Origin of the sequence: Roseivirga sp. 4D4 (assembly GCF_001747095.1) — a bacterium.
Classification (GTDB): Bacteria; Bacteroidota; Bacteroidia; order Cytophagales; family Cyclobacteriaceae; genus Roseivirga.
The window spans coordinates 3408599-3424283 of record NZ_MDGP01000001.1 but is presented as its reverse complement, the minus strand read 5'-3'; the positions used below and the strand labels follow the sequence as shown (position 1 = coordinate 3424283).

Below are 15685 nucleotides of genomic sequence, written 5' to 3'. Positions count from 1 at the left end.
ATCTGATATAATTATTGATTTTCCTTCCAGCCTAATTTTTAGCTTATTTGCACAGTCTTATAAATCCAAATCTTGCTCAGTTATTTTAAGAAGAACGACCCCTACCGAATTATCGGGCTACTCTTGATCATTTTGGTCACAAGGACCTTATTTATTTTACTCTTTAATACCGATGATTGGGGTTTAAGTCTTGACGATAGTGGTCCACTTTCTACCCAAGTCATTCATGCTGGTCCGATATCGAACCTCCTACTCATTGCACTTGCGTCAATTAATCTCGAGGTAATTGACATCATCTTAGCTGGGGGGCTCATCCTGCTCAATGGAATTTTACTGAATTCCATTTTCATTAGAAATGCCTCTTTTCAAGAAAGCACCTATGTTCCAGCGGCCATCTACATTATCCTGATGAGCGCATCTAAAGACTTTTATTACTTAAGTCCTGCCTTGATAGGCAGCAGCTTTCTTTTGATCTCTCTCAACTATTTGTTCTACCACATTAAGTACAGGGGAACAGAAGAGAATATTTTAAGCACTGGCTTTACGATCGGCCTAGCAGGTCTGTGTTATTACCCCTTCCTATGGGTTTACCTGATGGTACTGATCATTTACTTGCTGTACTCAGGTACCATTACGCGCAGGTATTTTCTTTTGACTTGGGGGTTCATACTTCCTCCACTTTTGACCTGGCTTGTTTTCTTTTTAATGGATAATGATCAAGCCTTTTTGAATACCATGTTTTCTGGAATGGTAGATTATCAGGTGCTTGGTGAACTGCTTAATCGACCCCTAATTGTGTACGGCTTAGCGCTTGCCCTCAGCCTGGTAGCAGCCATTCAAAACTTCTCAGGCCAAGGCATGACAAACCATCAGATTTTGGTCCAGAAAGCTATTAGTTGGGTTGGTTTCTTCGGTATTACATCCTTTGCCATTTTTGGATCGGACAGTCTTACCACTTTAGCCTTTGCGCTACCTGCTCTGGCCTATTTCGGTACTAAGTTGTTTGAGGATATTGCCAAGAAGTATGTGGCAGAATTGCTCTTCTTTGGTTTGGCCGCAGCAGCCATCGCTACACTGGCACTTGCTTATTGACAGCTAATTTTATTGACCCTGCGCTCGTGACGACCACCTTCAAAATCTGTTGTCAAGAAGGTTGATACCATTTCTTGAGCCAAGTCATAATCTACAAACCGAGCAGGTATGCACACGACATTCGCATTATTATGCTGTCTTGCCAGAGCCGCCAACTCGTTTTCCCAAACTAATGCAGCGCGAATATCCTGATGTTTGTTGGCTGTCATGCAGACGCCATTGCCACTACCACAGATGGCTATTCCGCAGTCTAATTCTCCCGCTTCAATGGCGTTAGCCATCGGATGGATATAGTCAGGATAATCCACTGAATCGGATGAATCAGGTCCAAAGTCCTTCACCTCATACCCTTGAGCATTCAAAAAGGCGACTACTTTTTGCTTGTATTCAAATCCGGCATGATCGCCACCTATTCCTACTTTTTTCATAATCGCTGCTTTTCTATTTTCTTTTGGATTCGTCTCGATATGACTATGCTTACCTCATATAAGAAGGCTAACGGCAAGGCTATCATTATTTGGCTAATCACATCAGGTGGTGTAATAATGGCCGAAATAATCAGTATTACTACAATTGAATGTCTTCTATAGCGCTTCATCAACTTGGGTGTGATGATCTCGGCTTTTGAAAGTATGTATGTGACCACAGGCAATTGGAACATAATACCACAGGCCAAGGCCAAGGTAGCAACCATTCCAATAATAGAGGACAGGTCAATAATATTATCAATCTTGATACTCAGCTCGTAATTGTAGAGAAAGTTGAAACTCAATGGCGTTACAATGAAGTAGCCAAAGAACACTCCCAATAAAAACAAGAAGGTAACGACTACCACTACGCCTCTTGAAGCCCTTTTCTCATTGTTTCTGAGACCGGGCTTGACAAAACGCCAGATTTCCCAAAAGGTATACGGAAAGCCAAGGATTAGTCCCACTACTAGTGAAGACTTAATATGCCAAACGAATTGACCCGTGATGGTCCTGTTCTGAATAATCATATCCATGTCTCCTAGGCATAAGGCAGGGGTGTTGATCATATCAGCCAGCTTACAAAGCTGCTGATAGGTCCAAAACTCAGACTGAGTCGGACCAAGAATTAACTCGAATATGATATCCTTAAAAAGGAAGGCAACAATCGAGAAAACCAAAACAGAGGCCACAGCACGTACCAAATGCCACCGGAGTTCTTCCAGGTGGTCAAGGAAACCCATTTCCTTTTCTTGTGGATCGTCTGGTAGCTGGTCTAGTGCCAATTATGCTTTGAATAAAGGGTATTGATTCATCCAGGCGTTTACTTCACCTTTCACATTATTAAGGTTCTCTTCGTTTTCTGGATCCGATAAGACTCTATCGATAAAATCCACAATCCTCTCCATATCCGCTTCAACGAGTCCTCTTGTTGTCACGGCAGCGGTTCCTACTCTCATTCCTGAAGTAACAAAAGGAGACCTGTCATCAAAAGGAACCATGTTCTTATTGATGGTGATATCTGCCAGGCCCAGCGCTTTCTCCGCCAACTTGCCCGTCAGTCCCTTTGACCTAAGATCGATCAACATTAAATGGTTATCAGTTCCTCCTGAAATCAGGTCATAGCCCTTATTTACAAAAGCCTGTGCCATTACTGCCGCATTCTTCTTAACCTGTAGCACATACTCCATGTACTCATCACTTAGGGCCTCACCAAAAGCAACAGCCTTTGCAGCAATCACATGTTCTAAAGGTCCACCCTGCGTTCCTGGAAATACGCCACCATCCAATAACTGAGACATCATTTTTACGTCTCCCTTCATGGTCTTGTGACCCCAAGGGTTTTCAAAATCTTCGCCCATCATGATCAGTCCACCACGTGGACCTCTCAAAGTTTTGTGGGTAGTCGTTGTTACAATGTGGCAGTGTTCTAGTGGATCGCTGAGTAAGCCTCGCGCAATTAGCCCAGAAGGGTGCGAAATATCAGCCAGGAGGATTGCTCCAATTTCATCGGCAACTTCTCTTAACGTGGCATAGTCCCAGTCACGGCTATAAGCAGAAGCGCCACAAATGATCATTTGAGGTTTTTCTTTGCGTGCAGTGGCTACCACTTTGTCCCAATCGATCAGGCCTGTCTCTTTCTCAACACCATAAAAGAAGGGCTGGTAAAGTTTACCAGAGAAGTTAACAGGAGACCCGTGCGTTAAGTGACCCCCGTGGGAAAGGTCAAATCCTAAAATTTTATCCCCTGGGTTTAAGCAAGCCAACATAACGGCAGCGTTCGCCTGAGCACCAGAGTGCGGCTGCACATTCGCCCAAACTGCTCCAAAAAGTTCTTTTACTCGGTCAATTGCCAGATTTTCGATTTCATCGACTACCTCACAGCCGCCATAATATCTTTTTCCGGGAAGTCCTTCAGCGTATTTGTTGGTCAGAACGGAGCCCATGGCTTGAATGACCTGAGGTGAAGCATAGTTTTCTGAGGCAATTAGTTCGAGGCCTTCGGTTTGTCTTTTCTCTTCTCTTGATATCAGATCAAAGACGGTTTGGTCTTGCTGCATTCAATAACGTTTTGCCAAAAATACGCTTTGGTTCAGTAATTACCAATGGCATTACGTTCGAAGATTTTAGAGGAATTAATGAAGGGAGATTAAGCTTGTTTTGAATCGGATTCAATGCTCAAAACCGACATGATAGTTTCAAAAACCTGACCTTGAGTAAACGGCTTTCCAATATATCCATCGAGCTTGTGTGCCTCAACTTTTTCTTTTACCTCATCATAAGCAAAAGTAGTATAGGCCAATACCGGAACAGGTGATTCCTTATACTTGTCTGATTCGTGAAGCAGCTTAGTGCCCTTATAGCCATCTATACCGGGCATATGCAAATCCATCAACACCAAGTTGACCTTTTCAGAAGAGAATTTTTGAATTCCCTCTTTAGCCGAAAGTGCTTTAATTGATTTTGCTCCAAACTTTTTTAAAGTTTTCTCCGCCACGATCAGGTTAATGGGGTTATCATCAATAATGAGAATCGTTATCTCTGATAAAACATCGTTGAAGACGGTTTCCTTTTTCTCAACACCATCCACGAACTCTTCGTCCATTGGTTGGATTTTGTTGTCAATCAGAAAATACGACTTAGCACCCATAAATTAGCTACTTGTATATTATTAGTGATTCGGTTAGACGAATGTCACCCTTTTAGTCCATATTTTTTTCGTAGATTTTAAAAAAAACGGCCAAATGTGCCTTTTTCCAGTATTTTTTGACTTTTACCTTTTTCATAATGAGAATTGCTCCCCAACATGAATTTTTTTTAAAAAAAACTCTCTCTTTTGGGTGACCTTTTAATTGCCTAATCACTAAAGAAGTAGAGCATGAGTGTAAACTCGTTGATCTTGCGATTGCGGAACGGTGATCGTACTGCACTTGAGGACATTTATAAGAAATATAGGGCCAGTTTTTTAAAGTGGATCACCTATACCCACAAGTGCACCGATGACGAGGCTGTTGATATTTTTCAATACTCCATACTCTCCTTCTACGAAAACGTTCTAGAAGAGTCATTTGAAGAAATGAATGAAGCAGGGATTAAGACTTATCTCTACTCTATCGGCAAGAACAAGCTACTCGCAGACACGCGAAAAAATTCAAAGATCTCTTATCAAGAAGAAATTGATGAAGACGAGCTTTTCGAGGCACTGGAAGAAGAAAATCCAGAGAAAGAGGTCAGACTTAATAAAATCAAAAAGCTCGTTTCCGAGCTGGGAGAACCCTGTAGTGAAATACTAAGACTTTTTTATTTCAACAACCTGAGCAACGATGAGATTGCCGAGGTAATGAGATATAAAAATGGAAACACTGTAAAGAATTTGAAATACAAGTGTATCCAGAGAATAAAGAATCAACTATAGGTAAACCCTTATGATGAGCAATTTTGATCTGCTAGACAGATACTTTTCCAATGAGCTTGACAAAAGCGAACTTAAAGCCTTTAATGAAAGGCTGAAGACTGATCCACAATTCAACCATGAATTTCAGGAGATCAAAGAGGTTAAACTTGCCGTCAAATTAGAAGCCCGCAAAAACATTAAGTCCTTACTGACTGACATCGAGGACTCCCTCAACCAAGAGGAATTGACGACTAACAACAATCAGACTGCTATGAAAAGAATGTTAACCGTGGCTGCCAGCCTGATACTGATGGTATCGGTCAGCTACTTTGTCCTCAACGGGAGCGGGCAACCGTCACCGCAGGACGTATTTACAGAATATTACAAACCTTATAATAACCTTAACGGACAAGTCAGGGGCGAAGCCATAGAAACAGAATCAATGAGTGCTGCTGCTTACAGTGCTTATGATGCAGGTAACTATGCCTTGGCAGTTGAAAACTTCGAAGCTTTAGTAGAAGTAGAAAAGACCGCTGAAAACTACTTCTATATGGGTATTGCCAATATAGAAATCGGTGATTATAAAACTGCCGTTGAGAACTTAAATACTACACTGAATAACTTCTCTACTTTCAAAGATCAGTCGAAATGGTATTTGAGTATGGCGCTTTTAGCTGATAAGAAAGTGGAGGAAGCGTTGACTTCATTGGTTGGCCTAAACTTTTCAAAAGGGTCATTCCAAAAAAGAAGTAAAATGGTACTTAGTCGATTGGGTTATGAAACTCTCGAAACCGCAGGTGAAGGACCAATAATTATAATAGAGGAAGAGCCGGATATTGATTCTCCCGATGGTTCGTTCGTTGACCAGAGGAGGGTCCAGTTTGGTGAGTTATCAGACTTCAATTCCAGAAAACTATACAGATTTCATACAGACGACCCTATTACTGGTCTGCAAGATGGAGACATTGTTGAGTTTATTATTTTACGTGAGGCCAAAGGTAGAAATGGGAAAGGCTTTGCTTTTATTCTCGACAAAAGAATGTAAGAATTTTATTCCACACACATATACACGCGAGAAGAAGGGCTATTAAGCCCTTTTTCTTTTTCTTCGTATAACAACATAAAGTATAGCCCCAGACATTATTGTTGTAAGGACGTACCATAGGTAGTCTTTAAATAGATTGTCTCCATTATCTAACATTATATCTTCCCCTAAATGCAAGAAAGAAGCCCAATAGTATGGGTGCGCGGAATACTCATCGCCAGATCCTAGGTACTGTAACTTAGAGTCATGAAGTGCATCATTTATTGCCACACCATGATTCACAAAATTATCGTACATATCTACCATCATTTCTGATGTAATCTTGTCATTTACCTTCCAAAGACTCATTACTATCGATGGTATTCCAACCAGAGCAAATCCGCGAGCTATACTAAAAGTCCCCTCCCCTTGATTAATTTGACCTCGACCACTTTCACATGCACTTAAAACGGTCAACCTGGCTTGAAGACCTGCCAAATACAAGTCATTAGTGTTCAATACATTATCGCTGGCCCCATTAAAAATCAAGCTAGACTCATACCTACTGCTACTATCAGCTTTACCATGCACTGCTAAATGAAGAACATCATAATCACGAGCTTTATTAAGAAAGTCTTTTTTTGTTCCATTTGGCAAGTAGGTTCCAGAAATACTGCTCTGAAGAAAAGCTATTTCTTTTTCTGTCCCAGGCAATGAACCCATTGAGTAGCCTTCATGGACTGAAGTGCTTTCTTTAAAACCTATACCTAGGAGTTGACCGCTTGCATTCCTAGTAGCTTTTCTATTTCCATACAATTCTGACGAAAGTAGATATTGAAACTTGTACTTCAACAACAAATATTGTAGTTGATCAAAGCTATTTTCTGAGCCATTCAGGTTTTGAACTAGGGCTCCAAAAGCTAGACGAGATAATATTTCATCGGGAACAACAATAAGTCTATCTATTGAACCATCAAGGTCCTTGAGTGACGGTTCAATAAGCGCACGATATAAAAAGAACGCGTTCTCTGAGAACTCCTCAAATTCCTCTTGAATATTTTTGACTTTTGGAGCCCTAGAAGTTAGAGTAATTACAGAGTTCAATGAGCTCAACAATGAGCTATCTATCTCTACTCGATGAAATGCTATATTTTCAAAGTCTCTCCCAAGTATATAAACATGATCAACACCGAAAAAGAACTCTATAAGAGCCTGACCTTCCTCGAGTTTGCCCATTGCTTCGTTTTGTAATAGCCCTTCAAAAAATGCTTCTCCTCGGTCAAAACCTCTTAACTCCTCTTTTATTCTTTTCTTGATATTTTCGTTGTCAAGTCTCGCTTTTAAAAGTTCTTCGTTTAGACTTAGTATTGAATCACCAGTGACTGAGACATTAATTAGCTCATAAAACGCACGTTGGAGCCTTTCAATATTACTCTTGGAGTTAAAAAATTCCTCTTTCAATGAAGGCGAAATAAAGTTGTTATTAACTAAAGTGAATTCATGTGACTGTTCGAGGAATAGGATAGCCTTGCTTTGCCTTGCGAAGGACATCGCATTCTCAAAAAAACGCCTGTCCTTAGTAAGCCTGAACAGCTCATAGTTGGTGCTAATTCCCGTTTCATATAGCCTCTTGAAATTCTCACTCAGAAACAATTTCCCTTCAGATTCAAGAAACTCTTCTCTATTTTTTAGTAAGACTTGAGCAGTAAGCTCCACATACTTTTTTGCCGCCAACAAATACTTCTTATCAAAATCATTTTTAACTCCTTGTCTCTTTAAACTCTCTGCTTTCTTTGATAAAGTTCTAAGATCAACGAATGAATAATTGACAGTTTTACTTGTGCTGGGAAAATCAAGTATCCCACCGTCAAATGATGACAATCCATTTCTGAGTGCGGAATCATAAGATGTTATTGCATCACTTAACTTAGCCTCTCTTGAATAGAAATCTCCCAAATATTCATAGTTGTCATGAAGATTCGGGCTGGGAGAGGTCATAAGGTTTTTCATTTTTATTAATGACCCCTCTAGATATGTTTTCGCCTTTTCCATCTGGCCAAGGCTTTCGTAACATAGTCCTAGATTAATCATCTGCCTTGCTTGAAACAGAGAGTTTTGCCTTTGGTTAGACATATCGCCTACACCCAATGGTATTTCACTTGCAACCTTGAAATACTCAAGAGCAGTTTTGCTATCACCTAAGGACATATGAATTAATCCAATCAAATTATTGAATGAGTAATATTCTGGCATTTGGTCTATCGGGGTAGATTCCAAAAAGGGGACTGCCTCCTTCGATATGTCAAGTGCTCTTTTAAAATCTCTTCGGTAGAACAATACTTGGGTCAAATAGAATTGAGCTTCAACAAAATATCTTGTTGATATCCTATCCTTGTTTTCAATGGCAAACCTGTAAGCTTGAATAGCATAAGCAAGAGCTTGACTAAAGTCTCCTTTCTGAATAAAGATTGTAGGATACCCTTGCAATAAGTTGCTCACGCGATTAGGGCTTCCATTTCTCGCTTTTTCTAGGAATACCAGTTTGTCCAAGTACTTTAATAGGGTGTCAGGACTGCCCTCAGAATACTGATAAGCATAGTATTTATATTCCATGATTCTGTAGTGCGCAGTGGAATCATAGGTGCTGGCATTCTCATAATAGATTTGGGCTGTATCCATATAAGCTCTGGCGTCATAGTAGTCACGCAAAATATGATCGGTAGAGCCTCGAGTATAGTACATCTTAGAGATCAAAAAGTGATCTCCAGGTAAATTTCCCTTCGCTAGGAGTATTGCCTGATCCATTGTAGAAACAGCTCCATCATACCTACCCAGCCTCCTCAACGCCAAGGCCTTCTTCTCCATTGCATAAACGACCTCCTCATAGTTTTGCTGTGCTTCGGCTTCAGCAATGATGGCTTCAAAAGCGGCTAGGGCTTCAGGGTATTTCTTTTGACTGTAAAGTTGTTGAGCGGCATCCAGAGCCGGAGTGGAATAGGCGTATTTTGATTTAAGCGCAAGCTCTTGTGATAGGATAATGCCTTGGGTAGCCAATAACAAGAGTATAGAGGCCATTAAGCGTATGACCTGCGGGTATATTTTAAACACTTTAACTAGTCGAGGTGAATCTAAATGAAGATACGAACAATCATTCAACATACAAACAACTGTTAGGCACTAACATTTAGTCGCATTTCATGTTATCCTCCTATGCATGTAAAGGTGACCACAGAAGTCCGGCAATCTTTAGCCCAAGTGAAGGCTGGCTTTAATGAGGACTTGTTCCTGAAATTGAACCCTCCGTTTCCCTCGGTCTCCCTACTGAGGTTCGATGGCTGCCTAAAAGGAGACCTGGTAGAGCTGTTATTGGACTTTAAAGTTGGCAAGCAAAAGTGGGTCAGTGAAATCACCTATGATAATGAAACACCGGATCGTTTCGAGTTTATCGATGAGGGAATTGTACTGCCCTTCCCGTTCCGTTTCTGGAAACATCACCACATCCTGATTGGCAATGCTGATGGCTGTCAAATTGTGGATAGCATTGAGTATAAAGCCAATAATAAAATGATGACCGTTCTACTCTATCCTTTGCTATTTTTGCAGTTTGTTTACCGTAAACCTATCTATAAGAGGGTTTTCAAATAAAACTAAGGGTATGAATAGTCCGTTAGTGTTAATTAGTTGGCTCAACAGCCTTCCAACCAAAATCATTACTATGCGATATACCATACTGACATTCGCGTTACTTTTTACAATCAATAGTTTTGCCCAAAACTCGCTAGGTTTCTCCTTTGACGATGGCAAACAATATGTAGAACTCAGCTTCAAAGATGAGAGTAACCTCATCATCGTTCCTATTCTTGTGAATGGTGAGGGACCCTTCAACTTTATTCTAGATACAGGCTCTGAATCGGGAATGATCTTCGATCGTTTTGTCATAGCCGATAATAACCTGGCCAATGCCAGAACCATTCCAATATACGCTGGCAATGGAGATAAAATTACCGACTTGATCGTGGCTAGTAACCTAAGCATCAAGCTCAATGGCGTCAGTGGAAAAGATCAATCCATGTTGTTATTGGAAGATAGTGGCTCAGACATCCGTAATGTACTAGGGGTTGAAGCCCATGGTATTTTGGGCTCGGAACTGTTTAATCGCTTTGTGGTGGAGGTTGACTATGAGAACGAAAAGCTTCGCCTTTACGAACCAGATAAATTCAGGGCGCCTAAAGGTTTTAGAAAAGTAGATGTAGAGATTCGCGATTTTCGCCCATATATCGAGGCTCAAATCAAGCAGAAAGGCCAAAGAAGAAAAGAAGTGAACTTACTGATCGATACCGGTGCGAGTAGCGCCCTGTTTTTGGATCAGGAACGTCATGAAGAGATTGTACTTCCGAAGCACACAGTTGACCACTCTCTAGGCAGCAGTTTGATTGGAGAACTGGAAGGAAAAGTTGGTAGGGTACAGGGTCTTCGTTTTGGAAGAAAATTCAGGTTTTCAAAAGTCGTCACTTCATTCCCTGAAAATTGGCAGGTAAAGAAAGTCGTAGATGGAATTGAAGGAAATGCCAAGCAAATTAAGCGATATGGTACCATCGGTTCTGACGTATTGTCTCGATTCAACATCATTTTTGATTACCTCAACGAGGCGATCTACCTAAAGCGTAACGACAACTATAAAAACTCTTTCAAGTTCAATACAGCAGGCTTCACGTTTAACGTTTCTGGTGAAGAGCTTAACCGATATTTTGTCGCTAAAATCATTCCTGATTCACCGGCACAGCAAATGGACATCCAACCTGGTGATGAGATCATTTCTATTGGTGACAAGCCGGTATTCTTTTATTCTTTTGCCAGTATGAACAGTCTTTTAAGACAGCCCTCTGGAACTGTGCTCACCATAGTCGTTAAGAGAGACGGTAAGTTAATAGAGAAGAAAATAGAGCTAAGGAACCTGATATAATTAGCAAAGCCTAAGACATAAAAAAAGCCCCGACTAGTCGGGGCTTTTTTATTGAATTGAATGAAATCTTATTTAGGATCAAGGATGTTCTTGATTCTTTCAAGCGCATCTTCCAGGTGAATCTTAGACATTCTGTCTGAAGTTCTAGGAATAGCAGCTCTTACTCTCGACTGAAGCGTTTTCAACTCAGCTCTCACTACTGGTCTGATGTCTGATTGACTCGCATCAATACCAGGACCAAAGAACTGTCTGAAACGTGCAGGTACTGGAGGCATTTCACCAGTCATAAGTAATTCTAAACGCTCAATATGTGCTCTCTGAAGGTTTCTTCTATACGTATCGATCGCTCTTCCTCTTGGAAGCTCTGACCAGATACCGTTTCTCACATCTGAGAATAGTTCTGTGATGCGGTAAGCATCAGCGCCATTCATAGCGTCATTTTCGATCACTCTACCAAGCTTTCTCCACTCAAGAAGAGAGTTCATAGCATTGACCTGAAGAGAACGCATGCTTTCAACTGCACCGTAATCCTGAAGTCTACCGATAATCTCCTGATCTAACATCCACTTAGGTGTGTTGAAGAGGTTGTCAATAATGAACTTAACAGCTTCTTTCTGCTTGGCCTTCGGTGCATGCGTATATACTAAACCATCTTGATCGGCAGTCTTGTAGTTCTCTTTTACACCACCTACATATCGGCCCACATGGCCCATGTATCTGTTGAATTGAGATCTTACTTCACCATACATTTCTTGTAGTTCAGTATAATCAGAACCTGGAACATAGGTCCAGTCGCGAAGGTTGGTCATGATTCGCTTAAGGTTGGCAATACCATAATCACTGGCTTTCATTGCATCGTCACCTAAGTCTTCACTTTGAGCAGTGTAATCATTCGCATTACCCTGACGACCGTATCTGTAAAGTGGGTCTCCGTTTTTCTCTTCGATCCATCTTCTCAAAGTTGGCAATTCTGCTTCTGGTGAATCAGCATCCAAAATTGGTCTGTAACCCCATGCGATGGCGTACTTGTCATACTCACCCACTTCTGGCATCAGAGCTACGCCTTCATCCTCTGGCTGAGCGATGTAGTTGAAACGCGCATAGTCCATGATAGACGGAGCCGTTCCCATTCTCTGTGTAAATGAAGCTGATCTCAAGGAATCAACCGGATATGCATTACTAGAACCAAAGTTATGTGGTAAACCTAAAGTGTGACCTACCTCGTGAGAAGACACGAAACGGATCAAACGAGACATCACTTCGTCATCGAATTCTGAGCTTTGCGCCTGTGGATTGATGGCCGCTGTTTGAACGAAGAACCATCTTCTCAATAGCGTCATTACGTTGTGGTACCAGTTGATATCACTTTCCAGAATTTCTCCAGAACGTGGATCAGATACGTGAGGACCATTTGCATTTGGAATAGGAGAAGCCAAGTATCTTACTACAGAGTACCTCACATCTTCTGGGCTCCAATCAGGATCTTCTTCAGGACTTGGTGGGTCAGCAGCGATAATTGCATCTTTGAAACCAGCAGCTTCAAATGCTACTTGCCAATCTTCGATACCATCTTTGATGGCCTGCACCCACTGCTTAGGAGTAGCTCTATCTACGTAATAAACAATTTGTTTCTTAGGCACTACAAGCTCTCCTCTACGGAACTTGTCCATGTCCTCTTCTTTGACTTCCAGTCTCCAACGATCAAGGTATCTCACCGTTTTTGATTGCTGAGCGTCCAAACCGTAGTCTGTCGTTCCTCTGGCAAACCAACCTACTCTTTCGTCAAAAAGCCTTCTTTGCATCGGTACTTCAGGCAAAAGAATCATCGAGTTACTCATTTCTACCGTGATCGATCCATCAGCAGAGCTTGATGGAGAGTTGCTTGCGAAATATGTTTTCACATGTCTTAACTCAATGTTTTCAGGGTAACTGCTTACGCGAGAAACATAGGATCTAGAGGCATCCAATCGGGTAACTCTGTATTGTGTTCTTCTGAACTGCGGTAAACCCAAAGGCTTTACATCTCCAGTCAATAGTGCACTTACATCAACAACAACGCCCGATGAGTCTTTTGACAAGGCTTTGATATCATAAGCCGCCAAAATTGGCTCGAGGTTAGAGTTATTAACCGCTTCGCTTATTGGAAGTGAATCTGCAGCTGTAATGGTCGTTGAGATAATTCTAAGAAGAATTTTGTCATTGACTCTTTCCCAACGCAACATCTGAGTATTGGTCTTACCACCACCAAAACCAATGCCTGAAGCAGTTTTGGCAATACGCGTTACCATCAACATATCTCTTCCCAACATGTCATTAGGAATCTCAAAGAAGTACTTCTTATCAATTTTGTGAACGTTGAAAAGACCTTCATCGGTCTTAGCTTCTTTTGTAATTACTTTATCGAAAGGCTGAATGCCTCCCTTTTTAGGAGCAGGTTTTTTAGGAGCAGGCTTTGGTGTTTCTTGCTCTTTCTTAGCATCCTTCTTCTTTTTCCTCCGCTGAGCCTCAGCAGGGTTTACAGCTATCAGCATAAAAGCCGCTAGCATGCAAGCAACGAATGTTGCTGGTCTAAGATTTCGTATTTTCATTGGATTGTATTTTAGAAATTCTGGTTCTTGTTGAAATATAAACTTAATTCAAATTATAATGCGTCTGTTCCATTTTATTTGAGTGGTTATTGATCTGTCTTAAGGGATATCTTGAAGGAAATTACAGTCATTGGTGGTGGTTTAGCTGGGCTCGTCAGCAGTATTCTTTTGCAGCGTAAAGGCTACAATGTCAGCCTATATGAGAAAAAACAGTATCCATTCCATAGAGTGTGCGGGGAATATATTTCTGACGAAGTAAAGCCTTTTCTCCAACGAAACGGTCTCTTTCCCGACAGTTACAATCCTTCGGAAATCCAAAAATTTGAATTCACCTCCGTGAAGGGAAGAAGCTTTGAATTGCCACTCGACCTTGGGGGTTTTGGGATCAGTCGATATGTTCTAGATAATTTTCTCTCTCAAATTGCTCTTAAAGAGGGAGTCAATGTTGTAACCAAGACTTCTATTTTGGATGTAAACTTTCATGCCGATCGCTTCAACATAAGCACGGCTAATGAGCAATTCGAAAGTGAACTCGTCATCGGTGCTTATGGTAAAAAAAGCGTTTTAGACAAGAAACTTGAAAGGCATTTTACCCAAAAGAGAGCTCCCTATATTGGGGTGAAGTACCATATCAAAACAGACTACCCTAAAGACAAAGTTGCGCTGCATAACTTTCCCAGTGGCTATTGCGGCATTAGCGCTATAGAAGATGACAAGTACAACCTCTGCTATCTCGGAAGCAGGGACGCACTAAGAAAGTATGGCTCTATAGAGGCCATGGAGGCAGCCGAGGTAAAACGAAACCCATTCCTTAAGAACATATTTGACAATGCTGAGTTCCTCTTCGAAAAGCCGGAGGTCATCAACGAATTTTCTTTTGCTCCAAAGACTGCCGTGGAAGATCATATCTTAATGACTGGCGACTCCGCAGGGTTGATTACCCCTTTATGCGGCAATGGTATGGCCATGGCCATTCACTCTGCCAAAATCCTTGTCGACTGCATTGAGAAGCACTACAAAAAAGGTGAACTAAAGCGAGAAGCTTTGGAACAAGCCTATGAAGCCGCCTGGAACGGTACCTTCAAAAAGCGACTGAGGGTAGGACGAAGGACACAATCTCTTTTCGGGTCGGCCATTACTTCTGAAATCGCGGTGACGCTGATGAAAAACTCTTCATTCCTGGCTTATCAAATTATGAAGAATACCCATGGGCAGCCTTTTTAATAAACTCCAACTACCGATAGAATATTCGTTGAGTGCAAGAATAGGTAAAGGAAAAACCCACCCAAACAAGTAGCCGAAATCCAGTTGAGCCGCATGGTATTGGTATAGTCGGCATTCGATTCATCCTTGAGAGTTTTGAAAAACCACTTGCCAAAGAAAATGATCACAGGCGACATGGCCGCCAGGAAAACCAGGCCATAGTTTAGATTGAAATATTCATTGAAGTACAACACATAACCCAAACTGGCCAGACCGAAAAACACGCCTGTAAACATGAAGGTGCCTTTGATGCCTAGTTTTATCGATAGCGTAATATCTCCTCGCTTGGCGTCCTCCTCGTGCTGATAGATTTGGGTCATCGGATACGAACCCCAAAGGATAGCAGAAGCCAAAAGGCCCGGTATCAGCACGTGAGGTTTCAGGATATTGGCAAATGGAAAATCATTCAAGCCAATGTAAACCAACCATACTACCCATGCGCCTTGAAAGAACCCCGCGATCAGCCAACTGGTAATGGGATATTTTTTAAGCCGTATGGCAGGATTACTATAAGCTCTGGATGCCAAAATGTAAGCTAGCAACATAGCCAGCAGCGTATAATTCTTGGGAAAATAGATGAAGGCGATCAACAGACCGATCAAGTCGAATAGCTGTGCGAGCCAATAGAGTCCTTTATCTACCGGAGGAGGATTTTTCAGGCCACCAATACTCTTCTCGTCCTTATCATAGAAGCTATTATAGGCATTGCTCGCAGGGTAAATGAAGAGGTGAAGAATTACAAACAGCCCCAAGAGGCCAGCCTCACTCAAGTTGGGACTAATAGAGAGTGCAAAGAGGTAAATGGGCAGCAGAAAATAGGAGAAATGGATGCGTAAGTGCAGCCAGTTTGATCTTTTAAACATAATCCGATCTTTCGGCAAACAATTTAGCTTA

13 protein-coding genes are annotated in these 15685 nt (G+C 41.5%); 6 read left to right on the top strand and 7 right to left on the bottom strand.

What is annotated here, in order from left to right; translation table 11 throughout:
- The first annotated feature begins 72 nt into the window (after positions 1-72).
- Entirely contained in the window at positions 73-1092 is a 1020-nt protein-coding gene (locus BFP97_RS14990) for a DUF6427 family protein (protein WP_069843203.1), read from the top strand.
- Here the strand turns inward: BFP97_RS14990 and rpiB are convergent.
- The 4 genes from rpiB to BFP97_RS14970 form a co-directional block, all read right to left on the bottom strand.
- The gene (rpiB, locus tag BFP97_RS14985) at positions 1086-1523 is read right to left on the bottom strand and encodes a ribose 5-phosphate isomerase B (protein ID WP_170827521.1); all 438 of its coding nucleotides are present in this window, start codon (positions 1521-1523) and stop codon (positions 1086-1088) included. The genes BFP97_RS14990 and rpiB overlap by 7 nt on opposite strands.
- The gene (gene tatC, locus BFP97_RS14980) at positions 1517-2344 is read right to left on the bottom strand and encodes a twin-arginine translocase subunit TatC (protein WP_069843201.1); all 828 of its coding nucleotides are present in this window, start codon (positions 2342-2344) and stop codon (positions 1517-1519) included. The genes rpiB and tatC overlap by 7 nt, the downstream gene beginning before the upstream one ends.
- Positions 2345-3619: a serine hydroxymethyltransferase gene (glyA, locus tag BFP97_RS14975; RefSeq protein ID WP_069843200.1), complete on the bottom strand. Its 1275-nt coding sequence runs from the start codon at positions 3617-3619 to the stop codon at positions 2345-2347.
- A gap of 89 nt (positions 3620-3708) precedes the next feature.
- Complete coding sequence (locus BFP97_RS14970) at positions 3709-4164, bottom strand: response regulator (protein WP_069843199.1); 456 nt, start codon at positions 4162-4164, stop codon at positions 3709-3711.
- Positions 4165-4437: 273 nt separating this feature from the next.
- Between BFP97_RS14970 and BFP97_RS14965 the strand changes: the two genes are divergently transcribed.
- Together BFP97_RS14965 and BFP97_RS14960 are read left to right on the top strand one after the other, a co-directional pair.
- Positions 4438-4974 (top strand): RNA polymerase sigma factor, encoded by a 537-nt coding sequence (locus BFP97_RS14965; RefSeq protein ID WP_069843198.1) that lies wholly within the window; start codon positions 4438-4440, stop codon positions 4972-4974.
- A 10-nt stretch (positions 4975-4984) separates the two neighbouring features.
- The gene (locus tag BFP97_RS14960) at positions 4985-5998 is read left to right on the top strand and encodes a tetratricopeptide repeat protein (RefSeq protein ID WP_139135322.1); all 1014 of its coding nucleotides are present in this window, start codon (positions 4985-4987) and stop codon (positions 5996-5998) included.
- A 42-nt stretch (positions 5999-6040) separates the two neighbouring features.
- On the opposite strand, the gene BFP97_RS14955 is transcribed toward BFP97_RS14960, so the two are convergent.
- Entirely contained in the window at positions 6041-9052 is a 3012-nt protein-coding gene (locus tag BFP97_RS14955) for a CHAT domain-containing protein (protein ID WP_069843196.1), read from the bottom strand.
- 135 nt (positions 9053-9187) lie between these two features.
- Between BFP97_RS14955 and BFP97_RS14950 the strand changes: the two genes are divergently transcribed.
- Together BFP97_RS14950 and BFP97_RS14945 are read left to right on the top strand one after the other, a co-directional pair.
- Complete coding sequence (locus BFP97_RS14950; protein WP_069843195.1) at positions 9188-9622, top strand: SRPBCC family protein; 435 nt, start codon at positions 9188-9190, stop codon at positions 9620-9622.
- Between the two features lie 10 nt (positions 9623-9632).
- Positions 9633-10940 (top strand): aspartyl protease family protein, encoded by a 1308-nt coding sequence (locus tag BFP97_RS14945; RefSeq protein WP_083262589.1) that lies wholly within the window; start codon positions 9633-9635, stop codon positions 10938-10940.
- A gap of 68 nt (positions 10941-11008) precedes the next feature.
- On the opposite strand, the gene BFP97_RS14940 is transcribed toward BFP97_RS14945, so the two are convergent.
- Complete coding sequence (locus BFP97_RS14940) at positions 11009-13528, bottom strand: zinc-dependent metalloprotease (protein WP_255399470.1); 2520 nt, start codon at positions 13526-13528, stop codon at positions 11009-11011.
- A gap of 111 nt (positions 13529-13639) precedes the next feature.
- On the opposite strand from BFP97_RS14940, the gene BFP97_RS14935 reads away from it, so the two are divergent.
- On the top strand, positions 13640-14752 hold the full coding sequence (locus BFP97_RS14935; protein WP_069843192.1) for an NAD(P)/FAD-dependent oxidoreductase: 1113 nt from the start codon (positions 13640-13642) through the stop codon (positions 14750-14752).
- Here BFP97_RS14935 and BFP97_RS14930 read toward each other — a convergent pair.
- A complete protein-coding gene (locus BFP97_RS14930; protein ID WP_069843191.1) occupies positions 14749-15654 on the bottom strand; it encodes a UbiA family prenyltransferase in 906 nt (301 codons plus the stop codon). The two genes, BFP97_RS14935 and BFP97_RS14930, sit on opposite strands and share 4 nt — an antisense overlap.
- Positions 15655-15685: the final 31 nt, after the last annotated feature.

Bases quoted from the DNA above. Each gene is read 5' to 3' on its own strand.
- BFP97_RS14930 (WP_069843191.1), bottom strand. From the start codon at position 15,654: ATGTTTAAAAGATCAAACTGGCTGCACTTACGCATCCATTTCTCCTAT.
- BFP97_RS14960 (WP_139135322.1), top strand. From the start codon at position 4,985: ATGATGAGCAATTTTGATCTGCTAGACAGATACTTTTCCAATGAGCTT.
- glyA (WP_069843200.1), bottom strand. From the start codon at position 3,619: ATGCAGCAAGACCAAACCGTCTTTGATCTGATATCAAGAGAAGAGAAA.
- BFP97_RS14955 (WP_069843196.1), bottom strand. From the start codon at position 9,052: ATGGCCTCTATACTCTTGTTATTGGCTACCCAAGGCATTATCCTATCA.
- BFP97_RS14950 (WP_069843195.1), top strand. From the start codon at position 9,188: ATGCATGTAAAGGTGACCACAGAAGTCCGGCAATCTTTAGCCCAAGTG.
- BFP97_RS14945 (WP_083262589.1), top strand. From the start codon at position 9,633: ATGAATAGTCCGTTAGTGTTAATTAGTTGGCTCAACAGCCTTCCAACC.
- BFP97_RS14970 (WP_069843199.1), bottom strand. From the start codon at position 4,164: ATGGACGAAGAGTTCGTGGATGGTGTTGAGAAAAAGGAAACCGTCTTC.
- BFP97_RS14965 (WP_069843198.1), top strand. From the start codon at position 4,438: ATGAGTGTAAACTCGTTGATCTTGCGATTGCGGAACGGTGATCGTACT.
- BFP97_RS14940 (WP_255399470.1), bottom strand. From the start codon at position 13,528: ATGAAAATACGAAATCTTAGACCAGCAACATTCGTTGCTTGCATGCTA.